Raw genomic sequence first — 25102 nt, forward strand, 5'->3', positions numbered from 1 at the left:
GTTTGCGATGGGTATAATGCGCGGCTTTCATCCAGCGCCACAGGGCCGAAGGCCCACCGGCGACCCCCGTATTCACAAATGTCAGGTGGTTTACATGGACAGCATCAACAGCCGTATCGCCGAGGAACTGGGCGTACGCCCCCAGCAGGTCGAGGCGGCCGTGGGCCTGTTGGACGAAGGCTCGACCGTGCCCTTCATCGCCCGTTACCGCAAGGAAGTGACCGGTAGCCTCGACGATACCCAGCTGCGCCACCTGGAAGAGCGCCTGCGCTACCTGCGCGAACTCGACGAGCGCCGCGCCAGCATCCTGTCCAGCATCGAGGAACAGGGCAAGCTGACCCCGGAGCTGGCCCGCGAGATCAAGCTGGCCGATACCAAGACCCGCCTCGAAGACCTCTACCTGCCGTACAAGCAGAAGCGCCGCACCAAGGGCCAGATCGCCCTGGAAGCCGGCCTCGGCGAGCTGGCCGACGGCCTGTTCAACGACCCGAACCTGGCCCCGGAAAGCGAAGCGGCGCGCTTCGTCGATGCCGAAAAAGGCGTGGCCGACGTCAAGGCTGCGCTGGAGGGCGCCAAGTACATCCTCATGGAGCGCTTCGCCGAAGACGCCGCCCTGCTCGACAAACTGCGCAACTTCCTCAAGCAGGAATCGGTGCTCAGCGCCCGCGTGGTGGCCGGCAAGGAAGAGGAAGGCGCCAAGTTCCGCGACTACTTCGCCCATGACGAACTGCTGCGCACTGCGCCTTCGCACCGCGCCCTGGCGATCTTCCGCGGCCGTAACGAAGGCGTGCTGAGCGCCTCGCTCAAGGTCGGCGAAGAGCTGCCCGGCACCCTGCACCCGTGCGAACTGATGATCGGCAACCACGTCGGCATCGAAAACCGCAACCGCCCGGCCGACAAATGGTTGGGCGAGGTGGTGCGCTGGACCTGGAAGGTCAAGCTCTATACCCACCTGGAAACCGACCTGTTCGGCGAGCTGCGCGACAATGCCGAAAGCGAGGCGATCAACGTCTTCGCCCACAACCTGCACGACCTGCTGCTGGCCGCCCCGGCCGGCCCGCGTGCCACCCTGGGCTTCGACCCGGGCCTGCGCACCGGCTGCAAGATCGCCGTGGTCGATGCCACCGGCAAGTTGCTGGACCACACCACGGTCTACCCGCACGCGCCGAAGAATGACTGGGACCGCACCATCGCCATCATGGCCGCCCTGTGCGCCAAGCATTCGGTGGAGCTGATCGCCATCGGCAACGGCACCGCCAGCCGCGAGAGCGACAAGCTGGTGGCCGAACTGGTCAAGAAATACCCGGCACTGAAGATCACCAAGATCATGGTCTCCGAAGCCGGTGCTTCGGTGTACTCGGCGTCGGAACTGGCCGCCCGTGAGTTCCCGGACCTGGATGTGTCGATCCGTGGCGCCGTGTCGATCGCCCGTCGCCTGCAGGACCCGCTGGCCGAGCTGGTGAAGATCGACCCGAAATCCATCGGGGTCGGCCAGTACCAGCACGACGTCTCGCAGATCAAGCTGGCCCGCGGCCTGGACGCCGTGGTCGAGGACTGCGTGAACGCCGTGGGCGTCGACGTCAACACCGCGTCGGTGGCGCTGCTGACCCGCATTTCCGGCCTCAACGCCACCCTGGCCCAGAACATCGTTGCCCACCGCGACGCCAATGGCCCGTTCGCCACCCGCGCAGCACTGAAAAAGGTCAGCCGCCTGGGCGAGAAAACCTTCGAACAGGCTGCGGGCTTCCTGCGCGTGATGAACGGCGACAACCCGCTCGACGCTTCCGCCGTGCACCCTGAAGCCTACCCGCTGGTGCAGCGCATCGCCGCCGGCACCCAGCGCGATATTCGTTCGCTGATCGGCGACAGCAGCTTCCTCAAGCGCCTGGACCCGAAGCAGTTCACCGACGAAACCTTCGGCCTGCCGACCGTCACCGACATCTTGCAGGAACTGGACAAGCCCGGCCGCGACCCGCGCCCCGAGTTCAAGACCGCCACCTTCCAGGATGGCGTCGAGGACCTCAAGGACCTGGAACCGGGCATGATTCTCGAGGGCGTGGTGACCAACGTCACCAACTTCGGCGCCTTCGTCGACATCGGCGTGCACCAGGACGGCCTGGTGCACATCTCGGCGCTGTCGGAAAAGTTCATCAAGGACCCACGCGAAGCGGTCAAGGCCGGCGACGTGGTCAAGGTCAAGGTCATGGAAGTGGACATCCCGCGCAAGCGCGTCGGCCTGTCCATGCGCATGAGCGACACCCCTGGCGAAAAGGTCGAAGGCAACCGCGGTGGCAACCGTGGCAATGGCGGCAACCGCCAGCAACAGGCGCCGCGCCAGCGTGAAACCACCAGCGCAGCCCCGGCCAACAACGCCATGGCCGCGCTGTTCGCCAACGCCAAGACGCTGAAGAAGAAGTGATGGACATCCCCAAGGAACTGGTCCAAAGCGCCTACAGCCAGCTCCTTGGCTGCCGCGTGCAACGCCTGGATACAGGCGTTGCCGAGGTGGCCCTGGCGCTCGAACCGCAGCTGCGCAACCGCGGCCAGAAGCTGCACGGCGGGGCGATCTTCAGCCTGGTGGACATCGCCATGGGCCTGGCCTGCTCGGCCAGCCACGGCTTCGACCAGCAAAGCGTGACCATCGAATGCAAGATCAACTACCTGCGCGCCGTCAGCGACGGTGAGGTGCTGTGCACGGCCCGCGTGCTGCATGCCGGGCGCCGCACCCTGGTGGTCGACGCCGACGTAGTTCAAGGCGACAAACTGGTGGCGAAAGCGCAAGGAACCTTCGCGGTTCTCTAGCTCACCAAGCTGTATATGCGGTATTTTCGGCAACAGCCGGGGCTGCGAAGCGGCCCCCAAAGTCGGCGCTGCCCACTGCCGGAACCGCGTAAACCAGGCGACAACGCCAGTTCCTTTTCCAACTACCCTTGTAGACCGTCTTTGCTACCCCCATATTGGGGCGACTGACGCGTGAAGGAATACATCTTGAGCGACCTCCTCAACCGCCGCCTGAGCCTGCTCGGCGCCAATCTCCCCCTGCTCAAGCAGTGCCTGCACGGTATTGAGCGCGAATGCCTGCGCGTGACCGACGAAGGTCGCCTGGCCCAGACCCCGCATCCGGAAGCACTGGGATCGGCGCTGACCAACGAGCAGATCACCACCGATTATTCCGAGTCGCTGCTGGAGTTCATCACCCCGGCCTTGGCCGACCCGGCCAAGGTGCTCGAGAGCCTCGAACAGACCCACCGCTTCGTCTACAGCAAGCTTGGCGACGAATACCTGTGGAGCCCGTCGATGCCGTGCACGCTGCCGGCCGAGGAGGACATCCCGATCGCCGAGTATGGCACCTCGAACATCGGCAAGCTCAAGCACGTCTACCGCAAGGGCCTGGCCCTGCGCTACGGCCGCACCATGCAGTGCATCGCCGGCATTCATTACAACTTCTCGCTGCCTGAAGCGCTGTGGCCGCTGCTGCGCGATGCCGAAGGTGGCGAGCAAAGCGACCGCGACTACCAGTCCTCGGCGTACATCGCACTGATCCGCAACTTCCGCCGCTACAGCTGGCTGCTGATGTACCTGTTCGGCGCCTCGCCGGCACTGGACAAAGGCTTCCTGCGTGGCCGCCCGCACCAGCTCGAAGAGCTGGATGCCGAAACCCTCTACCTGCCCTACGCCACCAGCCTGCGCATGAGCGACCTGGGTTACCAGAGCAACGCCCAGGCGGGCCTGACGCCCTGCTACAACAACCTCGACAGCTATACCGACAGCCTGCGCAAAGCAGTGGGCACGCCCTACCCGCCCTATGTCGAGATAGGCACTCACAAAGATGGCGAATGGGTGCAGTTGAACACCAACATCCTGCAGATCGAGAACGAGTACTACTCGAACATCCGCCCGAAGCGCGTCACCTACACCGGCGAGCGGCCGATCCAGGCCCTGACCTCGCGCGGCGTGCAGTACGTCGAAGTGCGCTGCCTGGACATCAACCCGTTCCTGCCGGTCGGCATCGACCTGACCGAGGCCCGCTTCCTCGACGCGTTCCTGCTGTTCTGCGCCCTCGAAGAGAGCCCGCAACTGGACAACGGCGAGTGCGGCCAGTGCACCAGCAACTTCCTCACCGTGGTCAAGGAAGGCCGTCGCCCGGGCCTGGAACTGCACCGTAACGGCCAGCCTGTCGGCCTGCGTGAGTGGGCCAGCGAACTGATCGGCCGCATCGGCCAGTTGGCCGACCTGCTCGACAAGGCCCAGGGTGGCGACGAACACGCCAAGGCCCTGGCGGCACAACAGGCCAAGGTTGACGACGCCTCGCTGACCCCATCGGCCCAGGTACTGGCGCGCATGACCGAGCACGACGAAACCTTCGTCCAGTTCTCCCTGCGCCAGAGCCGCCTGCACGCCGAAACCTTCCGCGAGCAGCCGTTGTCGGCCGAGCAGCAACAGGCCTTCGAGACCTTGGCTCGCGAGTCGCTGGCCAAGCAGTCCGAGCTCGAGCAGGAGGAAGTCGGTGACTTCGACCTGTTCGTCGGCGCCTACCAGGCCAGCATCCTGGCAATCAGCAACTGATGAACCGCACCGCCCCCCAGCGCAAGCCGCGCGCCAGCAGCCAGGCCAGGATCGAGGCGATCCTGATCGCCGCGCGTGAGCTGCTGGCCGAACAGGGGGTGGCGGGGCTTTCGATCTACAGCGTGGCCGAGCGGGCGCAGATCCCGCCGTCGTCGGTGTATCACTTCTTCGCCAGCGTGCCAGCCTTGCTGGAGGCCCTGACGGCTGATGTGCACCGGGCTTTTCGCGAGGCCTTGAGCGCGCCAATCGACAGTCGCGCGTTCGCCACCTGGCACGAGCTGTCGCGGCTGATCGAGCAACGCATGCTCGACATCTACAACGAGGATGCGGCCGCGCGGCAATTGATTCTGGCCCAGCATGGGCTCAGTGAAGTGGTGCAGGCCGACCGGCAGCACGACATGGAGCTGGGCGAGCTGATGCACAAGCTGTTCGATCAGCACTTTCACCTGCCGGTGATGCCGGCCGATGTGGATGTGTTTGCCCTGGCCATGGAGCTGAGCGACCGCGTCTATGCCCGCTCGATGCAGCTGTTCGAACAGATCACGCCACGCATGGCAGAAGAAGGGATGCGCGTTTTCGAGGCCTATATGGCGCTCTACCTACCGCCTTTCCTGCCTATGCGCAGTTCCAGCTAAGCCGATATACAACTACCGCCCGGCAGCACCCTACGATCTTTTCAATGAGGCTTTAGCGCACGCGCATCCTCAAAGAGATGATTATTCATGCCCGCATCAGACAGCAGCCATTCCGACATCGTCAAGGCACTACCTCTCACCGACACAGCCATCATCGGCCAACAACTGGCCGGCAAGAGCAATCTACTCGTGGCCGCTCGGCAAATGCAGAACCGTAGCGCCGAGCAACTGCGAAGCCTGTTGAGCCAAGCACCCACCTTGCGCCAGACCGTGCACAGCACGTTGCAAACCCACCTACAGATAGACCCCGACACTTGCGGCCTGCTCGATGGCGATAGCCAAGTAACCATGCTGACCTTCGCCGCTCGCCTGCTGGCTGGCCCGGTGTTCGCCAACCCCTTTGCCGATTGGTCCACATGGGGTTTCGACCAATCGCCGGCACACGCCGAATGGACAGTCGCAGATTGGACAACCGACCTCACGCCGATTGTGAACGCTGCAAAACTGCGCGCTTACAGCGACTACTGGAAGGGGCGAATGCCGGGTACTGCGGTGTCGCGGCAAAATCACGCAAGCGACCTGCTATGCCAACACTTCTCCAGCAGCCTGGATATTGCATTTGGTATCGGCAAGCTGGACAGCAAAAACTGGCTGCAAGGTAAGCAGACCGAACTGCGTCATGCACAGGTGGAATGGCGCCTGCCAACCGGAAGCCGACTTACCAGCACGGCAGCCCTATTGATCGGCCCCCAGCCCAACGATACAAGCTGGTTGGTCTACATGCCGAGCGCCCAGAATACTCTTCTGGCATTCACTAGCCTTGAAAGCATGCGCGACTGGATCTTCCTGAATCGCTTCTGGTTCTGGTCGGACCCCAGGTCGCCGATTACCACAGGCACGCGCGACAACGTCATCGTCACGAGGATTCATGAGGATGGCTTCAAAGCGTTAATCGCGGAAAATCTGCTGCAGTTCCAGGAAATTTCCGACCACCATCTGCTGCAGGCCAGCAAGCAAAGCGAAACCGGCCCACTGAACTGGACTGACTTGGAGAACTGGGAGGCCACGCGAAACGCGATCATTCGGGAATCCTTGCCTCCCACAGTCGAAGCCAGCATCGACGAAGTGGTCGCAGCCGACACCGCACTGGCGGACGAAGAGGTTCATTTTGCCTGCCTGGAGCAGCACACGCCGATAGGCTGGAGAAATCAGCGTGTCGAGCACCAGGCAGCACTGCTGGAGCAGTATCTGGATGGGGAAGTAGAACCCACATCGGCCAAGGTAACGCTGTTGCGAGACCGCCAGGCAGCGCTGGATCTGCTGCAGGATACAATGGACACCCTCCTGCTGAAGCTTCCCGACCAGGTAAGGAACACCGACCTGCAGGCAAACAGCGGTGAGCGAACCCGGGCAGAACAGATAAGTCACGGGTTGTGCCGAGCGCTGCTTAAAGAAGCACGTTTGCAGAATACGCTAGGCGATCTGTCAGCCACCCATCTGGACTGGGTAGAACAGCTCATCGACAGGCCTGTACCGAGCCTGCAGCGCCATGTGCAGGCCAGCGCCCTGGAACTGGTCGCTGCCGACCACACGTGGCAGCTGTGTGGCTACATGACATTCCGTGCCACCCTCAAGGAAGACGACGAAGCCCAGGATGACACGGTACTGCTTTACAGGCCTGGCCAACATGGCGGCCTCCTGGCCTTCAAGAACGAGGCCGAGCTCACCAGACGCCTGCTGGCGACCCTCCATGGCGCATGGCCCGACGCACTGCTGGAATCTGCTCTGCCAACCGACACCTCACAGCTTTTCGAGGTGCTGGCCAACTCGCCAATGGTAACGCTCAAGCACCCGCCAATTGTCACGCATTTCATGCAGCACTGCGTGCAGTCCATCATTAGCGCACTCCCTGCCAATGCTACCCGGGAACAAACCAGGCAGCGCCTGTGCATAAGTGAGAACAGCGCCAGGGCGCGGGCTCTGGCACGCTTCGCGGAACAGAACCGCAGCAGCCATATCCAGACGCAACTGACACCATTGCGACACCTTGGCACAGAACAGCTGACCGAACTTGCCACCCAGATAGGCACCCTGGAACGTTCTCTACATGCCTCGGGCGAGTTGCTCAAACTGAGCCTGCCACCGCGCCAGCAATTTGCGCGCATCAAGTTGCACCAACATCTGCGCAGCGAATTCAACCTGCAGAAAATACCGCAAATTACCCTCGACATCGCCGACAGCGTCACTCTGAAAAAAGTTGTGACCGGCCAATCGGCAACGGGCGGAGCCGGAACAAGAGAGGAGGCAGTATTCAGTAAGGCGCGCAGTGACGTTGCGCTGGAGTCATTCATGCTGTGGGCGCTGGATGACGAACGGCGCCTGCGGCTGGGCAATGCCACGGTCAAATTCAAGCCGGCCAGCCCCTTGCTGCAAAAAGCAGTTACCCCGGCCTACATTGTCAAGCTGATCGAGCAAATGGACATAGCGGGCAGCTATGAAAAACGCATCATCAATGCGTATCAGGGGTTTGCGCAGGAGTCGCCCTGGCAGGTGCAGTGGCGCCAGGAAACCCTCCGTACCCCTTACCAGGATCGACTGCGACTGCTGGTGCTGACCAGGCCGACCAGCCTTGACGCCAATGGCCAGCAACTGCTGGAGCAATTTTGCCGGGAACAGGCCGATACTGCGGCAGCCAGAACGATCGCCTATCATTCGGTAATGCTCAGGCCTGGAGAAGCAGCAGACGGCTCAAGCGAAAGTGTCGGGCTTTCAGCCATCTATGTCATAAAGGGTTCGACAGGCCCTGTACTGTTGTATATGCCGGATGCCCCCAATGGCAAAGTCATCAGCCAGTACACAGGCCCCACCGATGCCTGCCAGGCCCTGCAAAACATGGCACTGGACGACAAGATGGCCGGTTTTCTGGCTGCCCGGTCCCAGTCTGGCGACCCGGACCACCATGAAAGCTACATCAAGACTGCACTGCAAAAGAACTTCAGCGGCTTCATCGGTATCGGTTCGGCACGCTCCGAATCCTTGTCGGCGCATGAGTCTCACCTGGACATGGGCGAGCGCATCCGCAAACACCGCGCCACCTCGCGCAGTCAGGCCGACCTGGCGCTGACGGCAGCCGACAGCTTCGATCATCATTTCTTCATGGGGCTGAAACTGGCGCTTTGCTTCTTGCCTGGCGTGGGCACGGCCATCGCGCTATACGATGGCTGGCAGGTGGCGAATGCCGCTGTCAGAGCCTTCACGGCAGGCAATGTGGAAGAGGGCCTGCAACACTTGGCCAGCCTGCTGCAGTCATTGACCGATGCCGTCCTCACGCTCGCGCCGCTGGCCGCCACCCCCGCCGGGCCTGCGACGGCGGCACGCCAGCTGACCCTGCAACGCCAACGCCTTGATCCTCTTCGACCTGTGGCCGGGATTCGCAAGATGCCGCCCAACCCATTCGCCGGTTATGAGGTGGAGTTGCCAGCAGGCCCAATGCTGCGCTCAACGCACCCGCAAGGCATGGGGGTATTCCAACATGTGGAAACCCGGCAACAGTACATTGCGCGAAACAACGCATGGCACGCCGTCGAGTGGGATACGACAAACGCAACCTGGAGGCTCGAACCCCAGGGCATCCGTTCCTACCGGCAAGCAGTGCGGCTGAGTGATCAGGGGATATGGGAAACCCCTGGCAGGCTGAGCGGCCTTCTGGTCGACAACGGTCTGGCGGGTGGTGGTGGTGCCCTCACGACCCTCTACAACCATGGCGTTGCCTACTGGCGCATGGCGCTTCGCCGACAGCCCCCACAGCTGACCGGCATGGCGCTCGCACATGACATAAACGACGAACTGAAACGCATCGTCATACGCATGCGCACCAAACAGGAGGCCTACCACACAGCCAAACTACAGGCCGCCGAAGGGGTTCAGCTGACCAGTGCGCAAAAGACAGCAATCGTTAACGCACGTAACCAATTGAGCGATGAACTCAACCAGAATGTCGAGTTCAACGCGCGCAGCATTGCGCGCCTCAGGGAGCACCGAGCAACGTTGAACAGGGCGGATTACACCAGGTTCACTTCACTGTGTGAGAAGAACATCAGCGAAATGAGCGTGCTCGATATGAACCTGGTGGCCGACCGTTTTGCCATGGCCACAGATCAGGTAAGGCTCGCAGTCAATGCAATCCAGGCCCTGCCCGGGCCTACGGCCCCCACCGCATTGGTAAGGCGCCTGACACAGGACTCGCTGATAGCAAACAGGGAAATGATCGCTACCTTGCTCGAGGTAGAACGCTTGGCCATTCGTCATCACGCCAGGCGCAATGTCTTGCAGGGCAAGGCACTGACCGATTACCTGAGGAAAGTAGAAGGCACGGGTTTGACGCTTGACGTAGCGAATGCCCAACTTGTTCGGGCATCCATCCTCTCGGCGACGCTGTTCCACGCAAGCGCTGTCGAACACCCACAGATGGGTGCGTTCATGGTGCATTTCCATGAGCAGGGTGTTGCGTTGCGCAGCACCCTCTACAGTCACCTGCAGATGCCCAACGCCGGCCTTACCCGTGCCCAGGAACGCAGTTTTCTGACCAGTGCGCAAAGCCACTACGCTCGCTTCCTGAGCCATGTCACGGCGTGGGAAGACAACTTCCAGGACTTGCTGTCGCCCACTGAAACCCAGGCGTTCCGCCAACTCCTGCGCCAGCTCGTCGATGAGATCGAGAACACCTTGGGCAAGGCCAATGCAGCCCGGCAACGCCCGGCTCCTCAACCCGGTCGCGGCGCAAGCCGACCGCGCTTGTTCGAAACCGCGGAGGGGCCACTGATCGGCAATGAGTTCGTCGAGCAAGGGCGGGCACGCATGCGTATCAACCAGCCCAACTCCGATACCCCCCATACCGTCTATATCAAGAGCGAGGAAGGCCATTGGCAATTGTCCGCGCCAGAACGCGCGGCCCCCACGCAGACAATGTCGAATCTGGTGGAAACCGCTTCTGCCCGCCTGGCTGATATCCCAAGGCAGCAGGCCAGGCTGCGCCAGTACCAGACACCGCAAGCAGTGCCAGTTGATCTGGAAGACATTGCCCAAGGGCACGCACAGCAACTGCGCTTCATAGCCGACAGAATTCGCCAGAAAGCAGGCACCCCGATGACCGCTGAGCAAACCGCCCTGACGCAAAGGCTGGAAACCGCCGCAGAGCAAATGCAGACACTTGGCCGTCAGCTACGCATCGCCCAGAGCAAAGCGACCAGCAAGCCTACTGTCGGCTACCTGGAATACCTGCTTGAACAGAACGCAGTGGAGGTTGCCTGGTCGCGTACCTTGAAACCGAAGGTGGACCGCAAGGGCAACCCCATCGAATACCTGGAGGAATATCGCATCAATGAAGCAGGAAAGCAGCAAGCACTGTGGTATGCCCACTTCCATTTTCGGCAGAAACCGACGCAAGGCTTCACACGCCTGGAAGCCGGCCACTTGAAACTGGCAAGTGAACGCGACCTGGCTGAAGGCGCATGGCGGGGCAGCATGAGCGAGACGCAAGCCAACAAGCTATTCGGCAACCTGCGTCCAACCCGTTGATGCGGCATCACCACCTGGGCTGGCAGGCAGCCCAGGTGGTGAATGCTTACAGCTTGGCAATGGACACTTCAGTCGATTTCACGAAAGCAATCACTTCACTGCCCACCTGCAGCTCCAGCTCTTTCACGGAGCGGGTGGTGATCACCGAAGTGACGATACCCGAGGCAGTCTGCACGTCGATTTCCGACAGTACCGGGCCTTCGAGGATTTCTTTCACGGTGCCTTTGAACTGGTTGCGGACGTTGATGGCTTTGATGGTCATGGCTTGATTCCTTCTCGTTGGCTTCAGTCTGCTAAGTGAGTGTTTCAGTGCGCCCAACGCAACTGCGTGGGCAAAGGGGCTACAGGGTCCGGCTCGGGCGGGGTGCCCGGTACCGACAGAACACGGTTGAGCACTTCGCTTTCCAGCGCAGCCAGGCGGTGCGAACCACGCGCCCTTGGCCTTGCCAGGTCTACGGTGAGGTCCAGGCCGACTTCGCCGTCTTCGATCAGGATCACCCGATCAGCGACGGCCACCGCCTCATTGACGTCGTGGGTCACCAGCAGCACGGTAAAGCCGTGCTGACGCCACAGGCGTTCGATCAGTTGCTGCATCTCGATGCGGGTCAGCGCATCCAGCGCACCCAACGGCTCGTCCAGCAGCAGCAGGCGCGGTTGGTGGATCAGGGCACGGGCCAGGGCCACGCGCTGCTTCTGGCCACCGGACAACGCCGCCGGCCATTCATTGGCGCGATCAGCCAGGCCGACCGCCTCCAGCGCATCCAGTGCCCGCTGGCGCCAGTCACCACTGAGGCCCAGGCCGACGTTGTCGATCACCTTCTTCCAGGGCAGCAGGCGCGCCTCCTGGAACATCAGGCGCGTTTCCTCGCGGGCCTCGTTCAGCGGTGCGGCACCGGCCAGCAACTGGCCGGCAGTCGGTTGGTCGAGACCGGCCAGCAGGCGCAGCAAGGTGCTCTTGCCGCAACCACTGCGACCGACGATGGCAACGAATTGGCCGGCCGGGATATGCAGGTCGATACCTTTCAACACTTCCCGCTGGCCGAAGGCCTTGCGCAGGCCGTTGGCAGCCAGCGGGATGCCACGCAGCAGGCGTGGCGGCTGTTCTTTGAGCACGGTCATGCGCCCTCCTTCTTCGCCACCTGGTAGGCCGGGTGCCAGCGCAGCCACACCCGTTCCAGGCCGCGGGCGGCGAGGTCGGCAAGCTTGCCAAGCACGGCGTACAGGACGATGGCCAGTACCACCACGTCGGTCTGCAGGAATTCACGGGCGTTCATGGCCAGGTAACCGATGCCGGCGTTGGCCGAAATGGTCTCGGCGACGATCAGGGTCAGCCACATGAAGCCCAGGGCGAAGCGCACGCCGACCAGGATCGATGGCAGTGCACCGGGCAGGATCACCTGGCGGAACAGGCCGAAGCCGGACAGGCCATAGCTGCGGGCCATCTCCACCAGCGCCGGGTCGACATTGCGGATGCCGTGGTAGGTGTTCAGGTAGATCGGGAACAGCGTGCCCAGCGCGACCAGGAAGATCTTCGCCGACTCGTCGATACCGAACCACAGGATCACCAGCGGAATCAGCGCCAGGTGTGGCACGTTGCGGATCATCTGCACCGAGCTGTCGAGCAGGCGTTCGCCCCAGTTCGACAGGCCGGTGATGAAGCCCAGCACCAGACCGATGCTGCCACCGATCACGAAGCCCAGCCCGGCTCGCCAGCCGCTGATGGCCAGGTGAGTCCAGATTTCACCGCTGCGTACCAGTTCGATGCCGGCGCTGACCACCGCGCTCGGCGCAGGCAGGATGCGGGTCGAAAGCCAGCCGGCGCTGACCGCCAACTGCCAGGCCGCCAGCAGCAGCACCGGCAGTGCCCACGGCGCCAGGCGCTGGCTCAGTGTGGTGGAGGTTGCACGACTCATGGCCCGACCCTCAGCTCTGTGCGACGGATTTGGGCAGGATGTCGTTGGCAACCATTTCGCCGAACGGGCTCACATAGCCGCCCGTCTTGGGCTGCTCCGGGCGTTGCACATCGAGGTGCGGGAACAGCAGTTCGGCAACCCGATACGACTCTTCCAGGTGTGGATAACCGGAGAAGATGAAGGTATCGATACCCAGCTCAGCGTATTCCTTGACCCGTGCCGCCACGGTCGGGCCATCGCCGACCAGCGCGGTGCCCGCACCGCCACGCACCAGGCCGACACCGGCCCAGAGGTTGGGGCTGACTTCCAGGTTGTCGCGATTGCCCTTGTGCAGGGCTGCCATGCGCTGCTGGCCGACCGAGTCGAAACGCGCCAGCGAAGCCTGGGCACGGGCGATGGTATCGTCGTCCAGGTGCGAGATCAGCTTGTCGGCTGCAGCCCAGGCTTCTTCGTTGGTTTCCCGCACGATCACATGCAGGCGGATGCCGAAGCGTACTTCGCGCCCCTGGGCGGCGGCTTTCTCACGCACCTGGGCGATTTTCTCGGCAACCGCACTTGGTGGCTCGCCCCAGGTCAGGTACAGCTCGACCTGCTCTGCAGCGAGGTCCTGCGCCGCTTCCGAAGAGCCACCGAAGTACAGCGGCGGACGCGGTTGCTGGATCGGCGGGTAGAGCAGCTTGGCGCCCTTCACCTGGATGTGCTTGCCGTCGTAGTCGACGGTTTCACCTTCGAGCACCTTGCGCCAGATGCGGGTGAACTCGACCGAGGCTTCGTAGCGCTCCTGGTGGTTCAGGTGCAGGCCGTCGCCGGCCAGTTCATCCGGGTCGCCTCCGGTCACCAGGTTGAACAGCGCGCGGCCGTTGGACAGCCGATCGAGGGTAGCGGCCTGGCGTGCGGCCACGGTCGGCGAAATGATGCCTGGGCGCAGCGCCACCAGAAACTTCAGGCGCTGGGTCACCGGGATCAGCGACGCTGCCACCAGCCAGGAGTCCTCGCAGGAACGCCCGGTAGGGATCAGCACCCCCCCGAAACCAAGGCGGTCGGCGGCCTGGGCGATCTGTTGCAGGTAACCGTGATCGACCGCGCGAGCACCGTCGGAAGTACCCAGGTACTTGCCGTCACCGTGGGTAGGGAGGAACCAGAAAATGTTAAGGCTCATTGGAGTTGTCTCCTCAAGGGTGGCTCAGGCCGAGGCGGCGCCCCGGCGCAGGCGAATCAATCAAGGCGCAGTGGCGACCTTGGCCGGGGGTGTCCAGATCACGTCCTTGATGCTCAGCGGCTTGGGAATCAGCTTGAGCGCCTGGAAGGTGTCGGCAATCTTCTGTTGAGCAGCCACCACTTGCGGGGTGAGCGGCTGAGCACCGTAGCCTTGGCGTTTGACCGAGGTCAGGGTGATGTCGGCTGGCAGGCCCAGCAGTGGCGCGACCTGATCGGTGACTTCCTGCGGGTTGGCCTGGGACCACTTGCCCACGGCACGTACTTCGTCGATCAGGGTGCTGATCACTGCCGGGTGCTGGGTGGCGTAGTTGCGGGTAGCCAGATAGAACTGGTGGTTGTCGACCAGATCCTTGCCGTCACGCAGGGTACGGGCCTTCAGCTGTTGCTCGGCGGCAGCCTGGTACGGATCCCAGATCACCCAGGCATCGACGCTGCCACGCTCGAAGGCGGCGCGGGCATCGGCAGGTGGCAGGTAGACGGGCTGGATGTCGCTGTACTTGAGGCCGGCGTCTTCCAGGGCACGGACCAGCAGGTAGTGAACGTTGGAGCCTTTGTTGAGGGCGACTTTCTTGCCTTTGAGTTCCTTCACCGACTGAATCGGCGAGCCCTTCGGCACGAGGATGGCTTCGCTGTGCGGCGCCGGTGGCTCGTAGGCCACGTAAAGCAGGTCAGCACCAGCAGCCTGGGCGAACACAGGCGGCGTTTCGCCGGTGACGCCGAAGTCAATCGAGCCGACGTTCAGCCCTTCGAGCAGTTGCGGCCCGCCGGGGAATTCGGTCCACTGCACTTGCACGCCCTGCTCGGCCAGGCGCTTCTCCAGCGTGCCCTTGGCCTTGAGCAGCACCAGGGTGCCGTATTTCTGGTAGCCGATACGCAGGCTCTCGGCCTGGGCTTGAGTGATGGCGCCGAAGGACACAGCCGCCGCAAACAGGGCGACCAGACCACGACGCAAGAAGACTGGGCGCATGGCGCTCTCCTGTGCGTTTGAGGTTCGGGTTGCACCTGCTTGCCTCGTTGGCGGGCGAGTAAGGTGGTGGAGCGATGGCTAGGCCGGTCAGTGGTTTCGGCGTTGCCTTGTGTTCTGTTGGAGTGACATTAACAGGATGCTCATATATCTAGAAATCATATTTTTTCATTTATTTATTCCTTTTTATCTTAGCGACGTGACATTTTCAGTGCCTGCGAGATCGAGCGCCGCCCGCGCGGCGCATCGCGAGCTTTGCTCGCTCCTACGTATGTTTCGGGTCAATTAATCCTGTTGGATTTGCACGCGGACGCCCTGGCGTATGACTCGATATCGCGTCGCACCAACAAGGCGGTCGCGCGCGCCCGTCACAGGCGTTACTGGCCAGAAACAAACGTAGGAGCGAGCAAAGCTCGCGATGCGCCGCGCGGGCGGCGCTCGGTCTCACAGGCGCTGACAATCCCACGGCGAACGCCATAAAAAAGGGCCGTCGAAACGGCCCGAAAATCCCTGCTATGGCTAAGAGCAATGCAACGAGGAATTCATCAACGGTTAGGCTGCGGGGTCAGCCGCAGATAGGGCTTCACCGCCCGATAACCTTTCGGGAAGCGCTGCTTGATCTCGTCTTCGTCCTTCAGCGAAGGCACGATCACCACCTCGTCGCCGTCCTGCCAGTTACCTGGTGTGGCGACCTTGTGGTTGTCGGTGAGCTGCAGCGAGTCGATCACCCGCAGGATCTCGTTGAAGTTGCGCCCGGTACTGGCCGGATAGGTGATGGTCAGGCGCACCTTCTTGTTCGGGTCGATGACGAACAGCGAGCGAACGGTGAGGGTATCGCTGGCATTGGGGTGAATCAGGTCGTACAGGTCGGATACCTTGCGGTCGGCGTCGGCGATGATCGGGAAGTTGACCACGGTGTTCTGGGTCTCGTTGATGTCCTCGATCCACTTGTGGTGCGAGTCGACCGGGTCGACCGACAGGGCGATGGCCTTCACGCCGCGCTTGGCGAAGTCTTCCTTGAGCTTGGCGGTCAGGCCCAGTTCGGTGGTGCACACCGGGGTGAAGTCCGCCGGGTGGGAGAACAGCACACCCCAGCTGTTGCCCAGCCACTCGTGGAAGCGGATCTTGCCTTCGCTGGATTCCTGCTCGAAGTCGGGGGCGATGTCGCCGAGTTTGAGGCTCATGGGGTGCGGCTCCTGTGCTGTGTGCTGTCTGATGGGTTCAATGTGCCTGCATTCGATGAGAAACAAAAAGAATAAATAACGATTTATTTATAACTTTTACGAATACCAAATCGCGGCCACAAAAAAGCCTCGCACTAGGCGAGGCTTTCTGTGTGGCTACGGCTTACAGGAAGCTGTAAGTGTAGTTCACGATGAAGCGAGCCTGATCCTTGTCAGGGCTGCTTTCGTCGCTACCACGGAACACGCCCTGACGCAGGCTGAAGCCCAAGCCTTTGAGGGTGCCATCTTGGATGGTGTAGTCGATGCGAGCATCACGTTCCCATTCATTGTAAGTGCCGCTACCCGACACCTTACGAATGTCGTCACCACGAAGATAAGCTACCGATGCCTTCAGGCCTGGTACGCCCAGGCTTGCGAAGTCATAAGCGTACTGACCGAAGGTAGTGTTCTCGCCAGCACGAGCAAACTGGTTGATCATGCTGTCGGTGAACAGGTAGAAACTAGCCCCACCAGCGCCTTCACGCGACGAGGTGGAACCGTCCTTACGCACGTCTCCTTGGTTCAGCCATACGAAACCACCGTCATCGCCAACCTGTTGATGGCCGACCAGGAACGAGTGACCACCGAGGGTGTAGGTGAACATGGCAGACCAAGTCTTGTTGTCGATCTTGCCAGTGTTCTTGGCGTAGCCGCCGTTGTTGTTGAAGTTGTAGCCACCGCCGTGACCGTTATTGCCGTCGCTGCTGCTATCAAAGTAGCGCAGGTCGGTCTTGAACGACTGGTCGTCAGCGATCTTGAACACGTGGGTCGCACCCAGGAAGTGCTGCTTGTAGAAGTCTTCCAGGTTCGAGTAGTAGTACTGCAGGGTCAGGTCTGGAGTGAGCTTGTAGTCTAGACCACCGTAGCGGAACTTGTTGCTATCGCGGTATGCACCAGCAACGGACAAACCAGTACGGTTGCTCGAAGCACGGCCCATGGCGTGGGTCAGCTGACCAGCGTTGATGGTCAGATTGTCGATTTCCTTCGACTGGATGGTGCCACCCTCGAAGGTCTGCGGCAGCAGACGGCCGTCGTTGGAAACCAGAATCGGCAGGTTCGGCGCCAGCGCGCTACCGAAGTGGGCCTCGGTCTTCGAGAAGCGAGCCTTGGCGTTACCACCAATGCGAGCCCAATCGTGAACTGCCGAACCGTCGGAATCGCTCGGGAAGAAGCTGTTGTTATCATTCGGACGACTGCCACGGCCACCATCCAGATGAATGCCCCACAGCGCCTGAACATCAACACCAAAACCTACGGTACCTTGGGTGAAGCCGGACAGGTAATCCAGCTTGAAGCCCTGACCGCTCTCATTCTGATCGGTGCCGCCTTCGCGGTTGTCGTCATTGAAGTACATGGTGCGCGAGCTCAGCGACAGTTTGCTGTCTTCAACGAAACCGGCGGCACCTGCTGCTTGGGCGAAAACCCCCACGGCCACGGCCAGAGCCAGGCTGGACTTGTACATGTTTTGCTCCTCTACGTTCTAATTCTTGTGTATCTCTGGCGGCAGGATCTGTTGCCCTGCTCAACCGTGGATGGGCGATTAGCCCCAAAGCGTGACCATTAAGTCAATCGTTTCTAAACGTTTCTCGACTTTGGTCTAAGACGCCCCCTGCGCTACAGGATAATGACAATCCTATAAATCCAAAATGACCGATTTATGAATTCGTAAGATTTTTACGGAATATCGTAGGAACCTTTACTGCGAAAAGTTGTATCGGCGCCGTCAATCATACCTTTAGGTTATTTGCAAACGTTTGCCGACCAACAACCGCTCGCTCTCACTTACGAAGGGAAAAAAGACTAGCTGCGAATCGCTGTTACGCCAGCGGCCCTCGCAGCACTGCCCATCGTTAAAGCGTTTGGCTCCTAAGCTAATTCTAAAAAGTTATTTATTTTTAATTTCTTAGATCATCTAGTCTTCTCGCCATCCAATACATCCATTGCCTGACGAGAGGTTCACCATGATCCCGCATGCTCCGCTGCGCCTGTTCGCCGCCCTGACCCTCGCCAGCGCCAGCTGGTTGGCCCAGGCTGCGGACCTGACCGTTGCCTACCAGACCACGGTCGACCCGGCCAAGGTGGCCCAGGTCGATGGCAACTACGAAAAAGCCAGCAAGGCCAGCATCGACTGGCGCAAGTTCGATAACGGCGCCGACGTGATCACCGCCGTAGCCAGTGGCGACGTGCAGATCGGCTACCTCGGTTCCAGTCCGCTGGCTGCCGCCGCCACCCGCAAACTGCCGGTCGAGACCTTCCTCATCGCCACTCAGATCGGTGCCGGCGAGGCCCTGGTCGCCCGCGACAGCATCAAGACCCCGCAGGACCTGATCGGTAAGAAAGTCGCCGTGCCGTTCGTTTCCACCGGCCACTACAGCCTGCTGGCCGCGCTGAAAAACTGGAACATCGACCCGTCCAAGGTGCAGATCCTCAACCTTGCGCCACCGGCGATCATCGCTGCCTGGAAGCGCGGCGACATCGATGCCACCTACGTCTGGGACCCGGCCCTGGGCGTGGCCAAGGAAAACGGCAAGGTGCTGATCACCTCGGGTGAACTGGCGGCAAAAGGCGCACCGACCTTCGACGCCTGGATCGTGCGCAAGGACTTCGCTGCCAAGCACCCGGACGTGGTCAAGGCCTTCGCCAAGGTCACCCTCGACGCCTACGCCGACTACCGCAAGGATCCGAAAGCCTGGCTGGCCAACCAGGACAACGTGGCCAAGCTGGCCAAGCTGTCCGGCGCCAAACCGGCTGATATCCCGGTGCTGCTACAGGGCAACGTGTACCCGCTGGCCGCAGACCAGGCCAAGGAACTGGGCGCGCCAACCACCCAGGCGCTGACCGACACGGCCACCTTCCTCAAGCAGCAAGGCAAGGTCGAAGCGGTGCTGCCGGACTACTCGCCGTACGTCAGCGCCCAGTACATCCCCAACTGACACAGCAATCGCACGGAGCCTGCCATGGCCTTGCTCGAACTGGAGCGCATCAGCGCACAGTACCCCGGCGCCACCGCCCCGGTGCTGGCCGACATCAACCTGAGCCTGGGGCCACGCCAGTTGCTGGTGGCCCTGGGGCCATCCGGCAGTGGCAAGACCTCGCTGCTGAACCTGATCGCCGGCTTCGTCGCCCCCAGCGCCGGGCGCATCACCCTCGACGGGGTACCGGTACAGGGCCCGGGTGCCGAGCGTGGCGTGGTGTTCCAGGATGACGCCCTGCTGCCATGGCAGAACGTGCTGGGCAACGTCGCCTTCGGCCTGGAACTGGCCGGAGTGCCCCGCGCCCAGCGTGAGGCCAAAGCCCGCGAGATGCTGGCCCTGGTCGACCTCGACGGCTTCGGCGAGCGGCGCATCTGGCAACTGTCCGGCGGCCAGAAACAGCGCGTGGGCCTGGCCCGGGCACTGGCTGCCAACCCACGGGTGCTGTTGATGGACGAGCCGTTCGGCGCCCTCGACGCCTTCACCCGTGAGCAGATGCAGGAGTTGCTGCTGCAGGTCTGGCAGCGCACCGCCAAACCGGTGTTTCTGATTACCCACGACATCGAGGAAGCCGTGTTCCTCGCCAGCGAGCTGGTACTGCTGGCGCCCAACCCCGGCCGCGTGGTCGAGCGCCTGCAACTGGACTTCGGCCAGCGCTATGCAGCCGGCGAGTCGGCCCGGGCGATCAAGTCCGACCCACGCTTCATCGAAACCCGCGAGCATGTCCTGGCCCGCGTGTTCTCCCAACGCCAAAGCCTGCAGGAGCGCGCATGAGCAGCCTGGATCTGCCGGTCACCGGCAAACGCGACAACCACTCGCGGCCCGCCCCCCAGGTGCGCCGCCCATTGTCCACCCGCTGGATCAGCACCCTGACCCTGGCCAGCCTGCTGCTCGCCTGGTGGCTGGTAACGGCCGCCGGCTGGATCGAGCCGCTGTTCCTGCCATCACCGGGCGACATCCTGGCCAAGGCCTGGACCCTGCTTACCCAGGGCTACATGGACGCCAGCCTGTGGCAGCACCTGGGCGCCAGCCTGGGTCGTATCGGCCTGGCCCTGGCCGCCGCGACCCTGACTGCCATCCCGGTCGGCATCGCCATCGGCTACAACCGCGTGGCCCGCGGCATCCTCGACCCGCTGATCGAGTTCTATCGGCCAATCCCGCCGCTGGCCTACCTGCCACTGATCGTCATCTGGTGCGGCATCGGCGAGCTGTCCAAGGTGCTGCTGATCTACCTGGCGATCTTCGCCCCGATCGCCATCGCCACGGCCACCGGCGTGCGCACCGTCGACCCGGCCAAGCTGCGCGCGGCGCAATCGCTGGGCGCAACCCGGGCGCAACTGATCCGCCACGTGATCCTGCCCAGTGCCCTGCCCGACATCCTGACCGGCGTGCGCATCGGCCTCGGCGTCGGCTGGTCGACCCTGGTCGCCGCCGAACTGATCGCTGCCACCAGCGGCCTGGGCTTCATGGTGCAGTCGGCGGCGCAGTTCCTGGTCACCGACGTGGTGGTGCTGGGCATCCTGCTAATCGCCCTGATCGCCTTCGCCCTGGAGATGGGCCTGCGCGCCCTGCAACGCAAGCTGGTGCCCTGGCACGGGCAGAGCCACTGAATTCCTGTTGACCACGCCAGCAGCCTGGCGCCTGATTGAAGAGACCGACATGAGCCTGACCATCACCCCCCTCAGCCCGGCGCTCGGCGCGCAGATCAGCGGCGTGGACATCAGCCGTGACATCACCGCCGAACAGCGCGATGCCATCGAACAAGCGCTGCTCCAGCACCAGGTGCTGTTCTTCCGCGACCAGCCGATCAATCCGCAGCAACAGGCACGTTTCGCCGCCCGTTTCGGCGACCTGCACATCCATCCGATCTATCCCAACGTGCCAGAGACGCCGCAGGTGCTGATCCTCGACACGGCGGTCACCGATGTGCGCGACAACGCGGTGTGGCACACCGACGTGACCTTCCTGCCGACCCCGGCGCTGGGTGCGGTGCTCAGCGCCAAGCAGTTGCCCGCCTACGGTGGCGATACCCTGTGGGCCAGCGGTATCGCGGCGTTCGAGGCCTTGTCGGCGCCGCTGCGCGAGATGCTCGATTGCCTGACCGCCACCCATGACTTCACCAAGTCGTTCCCGCTGGAGCGCTTTGGCACCACGGCCGAAGACCTGGCCCGCTGGGAAGCGACCCGGCGCAACAACCCGCCGTTGTCGCACCCGGTGGTGCGCACACATCCGGTAAGCGGGCGCAAGGCGTTGTTCGTCAATGAAGGGTTCACCACGCGCATCAATGAATTGAGCGAGCTGGAGAGCGAGGCGCTGCTGAAGCTGCTGTTCGCCCATGCGACGCGGCCGGAGTTCAGCATTCGCTGGCGTTGGCAGGAGAATGACGTGGCGTTCTGGGACAACCGCGTGACCCAGCATTTTGCAGTGGATGACTACCGGCCCAACCGGCGGGTGATGCACCGGGCGACCATCCTTGGGGATGCACCGTTCTGAAGTGTTTTCCAGTACCGGCCTCTTCGCGGGCAAGCCCGCTCCCACAGTGATCGCACAGCGTCTGAATACTGTGCAGTACCTGTGGGAGCGGGCTTGCCCGCGAAGAGCCCAGCGATCATCTAGCGGACCAGGTGCAAGAACTGCATGTGCCGCTCGTACTGGTCGAGGATGTCGTTGATGATCTGCTCCTTGCTGTAGCCCACCAGGTCATAGTTCTGGCTGCCTTCGCTCAGGTGCACCTCGGCCCGGTAGTAACGGCGGTTCTTCAACTCCTGGGTACCCAACCCACCCAGTGCGAACGATGGCGTGAAGTAGCCGCGCATCTGCACCTGGTAGATGAACGGCTGCTCCTCGCCATGGCCAACCTTCAGGCTGACGTTGTCATGGCTCGGGTCGTCCTGGGTCACCAGCACCAGCCCCTTCTGCTCGAACACCTCGCGCACTTCGGCAATCGCCGGGCGCACCACATCATCCATGAAGCGGTACACCTCATCGCGCGACGGGAAGTGCACGGCCTGGCTCAGGCGCTGACGCCAGCCGCCACGGCCACGGCGTGACTGGGCGAACGGCGCCAGCGAGTGCATCTGCGCAATCTGCCGCTGGCTCTCCAGGTAGAAGGCCTTGTGCAGCCCCCACATCATGCACAGCAGAATCAGCGAGAACGGCAGCGAAGTCAGCACCACCGCCGACTTCAGCGAGTCGATGCTGCCCGCGAACAGCAGGCCGCTGGTGATCAGCGCAGTCATCGCGCCCCAGAAAATGCGCAACCAGTTCGGCCCGTCTTCGTCGGCACCACCGCCCTTGGCGGACAGGGTCGACAACACCACCGTGCCGGAGTCGGCCGAGGTGACGAAGAACACGAAGCTGATGAACACCGTCACGGCGATCACCGCCTTGCTCCACGGGTAGGTTTCCAGCAGCAGATACAGGCTCATCGACGGGTTGTCCAACGCCGACTGGCCGAGCGCGCTCATGCCGTGGTTGATGACCTGGTCCAGCGCGCTGTTGCCGAAAATCGACATCCACGCCAGGGTGAAGCCCAGCGGGATCAGCAACACGCCGAAGACGAACTCACGGATGGTGCGGCCACGCGAGATACGCGCGATGAACAGGCCCACGAACGGCGCCCAGGCTATCCACCAGGCCCAGTAGAACACCGTCCAGCCACCCAGCCAGTCACGTTGCTCGCCATAGGCGTAAACGTCGAAGCTCTTGCGCGGCAAGGCGCCGAGGTAATCGCCGAGGTTCTGGATCAGGGTATTGAACAGGTGCTGAGTAGGCCCGGCGAACAGCACGAACAGCAGCAGCGCGCAGGCCAGGAACAGGTTGATGTCGCTCATCACCCGCACACCCTTTTCCACCCCCGCCACGGCTACCGCCACTGCCGCGCCCATCATCAGCGCGATGAGGATCACCTGCACCCACTGGCTGTGGCTGATGCCGAACAGATAGTCGAGGCCGGCGTTCAGGTGCAGTACCCCAAAGCCCATGTCGGCGCCCAGGCCGAACACCGTGGCGATGATGCCGAATCCGTCCACGGCATAACCGATCGGGCCGTTGATGCGTTTGCCGATCAGCGGATACAGCGCCGAACGCAAGGCCAGCGGCAGGTTATGCCGGTAGGCGAAGTAGGCCAGGGCCATGCCGACGAAGGCGAACACGCCCCAGCCATGCAGGCCCCAGTGCAGGAACAGGATTTCCATCGCCTGGCGCCCGGCCTCGGCCGTGCCCCCTTCGCCCTGGGGCGGGGTGAGCATGTGGGTCAGCGGTTCGGACACGCAGAAGAAGAACAGCGTGATGCTGATGCCGGCGGCGAACAGCATGCCGGCCCATGACAGGTAACTGAACTCGGGCTCGTCGTGGTCGGCACCCAGCTTGATCTTGCCGTAGCCGGACAACGCAGTGACCACCACGAACACCAGGTACAAGGTCATGGCCAGCATGTAGTACCAACCGACCGTGTTGGCCGCCCAGTTCTGCGCCGCCAGCAGCCACTCGCCGGACGCCTGCGGGAACAGGATGACCACCAGGCCGAACAGGAGAATGAAACTTGCCGCGAAGTAGAACACCGGCGGGTTCATGCGGATCTTGCCAGTGGCAAGGGATGGGGACGGTGCACTCATGAAACAGGCACCTCGTCGATCGACGTGAGGTTCGGAATGAACGGGTTCAGCAAAGGAATCCTCCTGTTGAACACCGGCAGCGGACCAGCGTTTTTCATTGAACAAGCGTTCAAGTTAAACATGGATCGGCGTTCAATGCGAACCGGGGCGCCGATTGGCGCCCTCCTGTTCCGGCCTGTTCGCGGGCAAGCCCGCTCCCACAGGGGCATCACGAATCTTGAATGCTGCGAGTCACCTGCGGGCTTGCCCGCGAACAGGCCGGAACAGGTATAGGTCAGTTCTTGTCCTGGCAATCCAGCTGCAGGTTGGCCTGGGTGATGTTGCTTTCGGCCGGCACGCTGCGGGTCAGCCAGACATTGCCGCCAATGGTCGAGCCTTTGCCGATGGTGATCCGCCCCAGGATCGTCGCCCCGGCATAGATCACCACGTCGTCCTCGACGATCGGGTGGCGCGCCAGCCCTTTGTGCAACGTCCCCGACTCGTCGCTTGGGAAGCGCTTGGCACCCAGGGTAACCGCCTGATAGATGCGCACCCGCTCACCGATGATCGCGGTTTCGCCAATCACCACGCCGGTACCGTGGTCGATGAAGAAGCTCTGGCCGATCTGCGCGCCTGGGTGAATGTCGATACCCGTGGCCGAATGCGCCAGCTCCGAGCTGATCCGCGCCAGCAGCGGCAAGCCCGCTCGATAAAGATGGTGAGCCAGGCGGTGATGGATGATCGCCAGGATCCCCGGATAGCACAGCAATACCTCGTCTACGCTGCGCGCCGCCGGGTCGCCGTGATAGGCCGCCAGCACATCGGTATCGAGCAGCACACGCAGGCCCGGCAAGGCCGCCGCGAAGTCCTGGATCAAACGCAGGGCCTGGGCGTCGACGCCCTCCAGTTCCGCCTTGCTCTGACGCGCGGCATAACGCAGTTCCAGCCGCGCCTGCACCAGCAATGCGGTCAGCGCTGCGTCGAGGGTATGGCCGACGTAAAAGTCTTCGCTCTCTTCCCGTAGGTCTACCGGGCCCAGGCGCATCGGGAACAATGCCCCGCACAGCTGTTCGAGAATCTGCCGCATGGCCTCGCGCGAAGGCAGTTCGCGCCCGCCCTGCTCGCCGCTGCTGCGGCCATTGCGGCTGCGCCATTGCTCGCGGGCACCGCGCAGGCCGCTGACGATGCTGTGCAGTTGCCAGTGCCCAGATGAAGGTTGTTCGCTCACGCTGTTCTCCTGCCGAAGGTGGCCAATCTGTCGTTATGCAATCCACTCTACGGCAAATCCGCCCCTTGGAAAAAACAACGCTTTATTCCATCCTGCGCTATGTCGGGCATAAGCCGCGATGACGGCCGCAGTATCCTGGCCTACCCTCAAAGCAGCCAAAACCTGGCCCAGATCAAAATGGAAATAACAAAATAAGTTTTTATTATTTCCT

18 protein-coding genes are annotated in these 25102 nt (G+C 62.4%); 9 read left to right on the plus strand and 9 right to left on the minus strand.

Annotated features, from left to right (window positions below; genetic code table 11):
• Nucleotides 1-94: 94 nt before the first annotated feature.
• From OCX61_RS25945 to OCX61_RS25965, 5 genes are all read left to right on the plus strand, one after another.
• Nucleotides 95-2419: a Tex family protein gene (locus OCX61_RS25945; protein ID WP_261941934.1), complete on the plus strand. Its 2325-nt coding sequence runs from the start codon at nucleotides 95-97 to the stop codon at nucleotides 2417-2419.
• Nucleotides 2419-2802, plus strand: coding sequence for a PaaI family thioesterase (locus OCX61_RS25950; RefSeq protein ID WP_261941935.1), 384 nt, complete (start codon nucleotides 2419-2421; stop codon nucleotides 2800-2802). Before OCX61_RS25945 ends, OCX61_RS25950 begins: the two co-directional genes overlap by 1 nt.
• Before the next feature lie 186 nt (nucleotides 2803-2988).
• Nucleotides 2989-4566 carry a glutamate--cysteine ligase gene (gene gshA / locus OCX61_RS25955; protein WP_261941936.1) on the plus strand — a complete coding sequence of 526 codons (1578 nt, stop codon included), beginning with the start codon at nucleotides 2989-2991 and terminating at the stop codon, nucleotides 4564-4566.
• Nucleotides 4566-5201 (plus strand): TetR/AcrR family transcriptional regulator, encoded by a 636-nt coding sequence (locus tag OCX61_RS25960; RefSeq protein WP_261941937.1) that lies wholly within the window; start codon nucleotides 4566-4568, stop codon nucleotides 5199-5201. Before gshA ends, OCX61_RS25960 begins: the two co-directional genes overlap by 1 nt.
• Nucleotides 5202-5288: 87 nt before the next feature.
• Nucleotides 5289-10778, plus strand: a complete 5490-nt coding sequence (locus OCX61_RS25965; RefSeq protein ID WP_261941938.1) for a dermonecrotic toxin domain-containing protein — start codon at nucleotides 5289-5291, stop codon at nucleotides 10776-10778.
• A 46-nt stretch (nucleotides 10779-10824) separates the two neighbouring features.
• Here OCX61_RS25965 and OCX61_RS25970 read toward each other — a convergent pair whose 3' ends face one another.
• From OCX61_RS25970 to OCX61_RS26000, 7 genes are all read right to left on the minus strand, one after another.
• A complete protein-coding gene (locus tag OCX61_RS25970; RefSeq protein WP_008095172.1) occupies nucleotides 10825-11040 on the minus strand; it encodes a TOBE domain-containing protein in 216 nt (71 codons plus the stop codon).
• A gap of 44 nt (nucleotides 11041-11084) precedes the next feature.
• Nucleotides 11085-11897 carry an aliphatic sulfonates ABC transporter ATP-binding protein gene (gene ssuB, locus OCX61_RS25975; RefSeq protein ID WP_261941939.1) on the minus strand — a complete coding sequence of 271 codons (813 nt, stop codon included), beginning with the start codon at nucleotides 11895-11897 and terminating at the stop codon, nucleotides 11085-11087.
• Nucleotides 11894-12691 (minus strand): aliphatic sulfonate ABC transporter permease SsuC, encoded by a 798-nt coding sequence (ssuC, locus tag OCX61_RS25980; RefSeq protein ID WP_261941940.1) that lies wholly within the window; start codon nucleotides 12689-12691, stop codon nucleotides 11894-11896. Before ssuC ends, ssuB begins: the two co-directional genes overlap by 4 nt.
• Before the next feature lie 10 nt (nucleotides 12692-12701).
• Entirely contained in the window at nucleotides 12702-13850 is a 1149-nt protein-coding gene (ssuD, locus tag OCX61_RS25985) for an FMNH2-dependent alkanesulfonate monooxygenase (RefSeq protein WP_261941941.1), read from the minus strand.
• Nucleotides 13851-13910: 60 nt separating this feature from the next.
• Entirely contained in the window at nucleotides 13911-14876 is a 966-nt protein-coding gene (locus OCX61_RS25990) for a sulfonate ABC transporter substrate-binding protein (protein WP_261941942.1), read from the minus strand.
• A 542-nt stretch (nucleotides 14877-15418) separates the two neighbouring features.
• Nucleotides 15419-16057, minus strand: a complete 639-nt coding sequence (locus OCX61_RS25995) for a peroxiredoxin (RefSeq protein WP_261941943.1) — start codon at nucleotides 16055-16057, stop codon at nucleotides 15419-15421.
• Nucleotides 16058-16220: 163 nt separating this feature from the next.
• Nucleotides 16221-17558 (minus strand): OprD family outer membrane porin, encoded by a 1338-nt coding sequence (locus OCX61_RS26000; RefSeq protein WP_261941944.1) that lies wholly within the window; start codon nucleotides 17556-17558, stop codon nucleotides 16221-16223.
• Nucleotides 17559-18057: 499 nt separating this feature from the next.
• Between OCX61_RS26000 and tauA the strand changes: the two genes are divergently transcribed.
• Genes tauA through tauD form a run of 4 tightly spaced genes read left to right on the plus strand, consistent with a single transcriptional unit; the run spans nucleotide 18058 to nucleotide 21561 of the window.
• Nucleotides 18058-19029, plus strand: coding sequence for a taurine ABC transporter substrate-binding protein (gene tauA, locus OCX61_RS26005; RefSeq protein WP_261941945.1), 972 nt, complete (start codon nucleotides 18058-18060; stop codon nucleotides 19027-19029).
• Between the two features lie 24 nt (nucleotides 19030-19053).
• Nucleotides 19054-19842 (plus strand): taurine ABC transporter ATP-binding subunit, encoded by a 789-nt coding sequence (tauB, locus tag OCX61_RS26010; protein WP_261941946.1) that lies wholly within the window; start codon nucleotides 19054-19056, stop codon nucleotides 19840-19842.
• Complete coding sequence (gene tauC, locus OCX61_RS26015) at nucleotides 19839-20678, plus strand: taurine ABC transporter permease TauC (RefSeq protein WP_261941947.1); 840 nt, start codon at nucleotides 19839-19841, stop codon at nucleotides 20676-20678. Before tauB ends, tauC begins: the two co-directional genes overlap by 4 nt.
• Nucleotides 20679-20727: 49 nt before the next feature.
• A complete protein-coding gene (gene tauD / locus OCX61_RS26020) occupies nucleotides 20728-21561 on the plus strand; it encodes a taurine dioxygenase (RefSeq protein WP_261944366.1) in 834 nt (277 codons plus the stop codon).
• Between the two features lie 119 nt (nucleotides 21562-21680).
• Here the strand turns inward: tauD and betT are convergent, their stop codons facing one another.
• Together betT and epsC are read right to left on the minus strand one after the other, a co-directional pair.
• Nucleotides 21681-23642: a choline transporter BetT gene (gene betT, locus OCX61_RS26025; protein ID WP_261944367.1), complete on the minus strand. Its 1962-nt coding sequence runs from the start codon at nucleotides 23640-23642 to the stop codon at nucleotides 21681-21683.
• A 316-nt stretch (nucleotides 23643-23958) separates the two neighbouring features.
• Nucleotides 23959-24891 (minus strand): serine O-acetyltransferase EpsC, encoded by a 933-nt coding sequence (gene epsC / locus OCX61_RS26030; protein ID WP_261941948.1) that lies wholly within the window; start codon nucleotides 24889-24891, stop codon nucleotides 23959-23961.
• Nucleotides 24892-25102: the final 211 nt, after the last annotated feature.

The organism is Pseudomonas sp. LRP2-20, assembly GCF_024349685.1.
Lineage (GTDB): Bacteria > Pseudomonadota > Gammaproteobacteria > Pseudomonadales > Pseudomonadaceae > Aquipseudomonas.

Coding starts and splice junctions, on each gene's coding strand:
- OCX61_RS25945 (WP_261941934.1), top strand. CDS start 95: ATGGACAGCATCAACAGCCGTATCGCCGAGGAACTGGGCGTACGCCCC.
- OCX61_RS25950 (WP_261941935.1), top strand. CDS start 2,419: ATGGACATCCCCAAGGAACTGGTCCAAAGCGCCTACAGCCAGCTCCTT.
- OCX61_RS25960 (WP_261941937.1), top strand. CDS start 4,566: ATGAACCGCACCGCCCCCCAGCGCAAGCCGCGCGCCAGCAGCCAGGCC.
- OCX61_RS25965 (WP_261941938.1), top strand. CDS start 5,289: ATGCCCGCATCAGACAGCAGCCATTCCGACATCGTCAAGGCACTACCT.
- OCX61_RS25970 (WP_008095172.1), bottom strand. CDS start 11,040: ATGACCATCAAAGCCATCAACGTCCGCAACCAGTTCAAAGGCACCGTG.
- ssuB (WP_261941939.1), bottom strand. CDS start 11,897: ATGACCGTGCTCAAAGAACAGCCGCCACGCCTGCTGCGTGGCATCCCG.
- ssuC (WP_261941940.1), bottom strand. CDS start 12,691: ATGAGTCGTGCAACCTCCACCACACTGAGCCAGCGCCTGGCGCCGTGG.
- ssuD (WP_261941941.1), bottom strand. CDS start 13,850: ATGAGCCTTAACATTTTCTGGTTCCTCCCTACCCACGGTGACGGCAAG.
- OCX61_RS25990 (WP_261941942.1), bottom strand. CDS start 14,876: ATGCGCCCAGTCTTCTTGCGTCGTGGTCTGGTCGCCCTGTTTGCGGCG.
- OCX61_RS25995 (WP_261941943.1), bottom strand. CDS start 16,057: ATGAGCCTCAAACTCGGCGACATCGCCCCCGACTTCGAGCAGGAATCC.
- OCX61_RS26000 (WP_261941944.1), bottom strand. CDS start 17,558: ATGTACAAGTCCAGCCTGGCTCTGGCCGTGGCCGTGGGGGTTTTCGCC.
- tauA (WP_261941945.1), top strand. CDS start 18,058: ATGATCCCGCATGCTCCGCTGCGCCTGTTCGCCGCCCTGACCCTCGCC.
- tauB (WP_261941946.1), top strand. CDS start 19,054: ATGGCCTTGCTCGAACTGGAGCGCATCAGCGCACAGTACCCCGGCGCC.
- tauC (WP_261941947.1), top strand. CDS start 19,839: ATGAGCAGCCTGGATCTGCCGGTCACCGGCAAACGCGACAACCACTCG.
- tauD (WP_261944366.1), top strand. CDS start 20,728: ATGAGCCTGACCATCACCCCCCTCAGCCCGGCGCTCGGCGCGCAGATC.
- betT (WP_261944367.1), bottom strand. CDS start 23,642: ATGAACCCGCCGGTGTTCTACTTCGCGGCAAGTTTCATTCTCCTGTTC.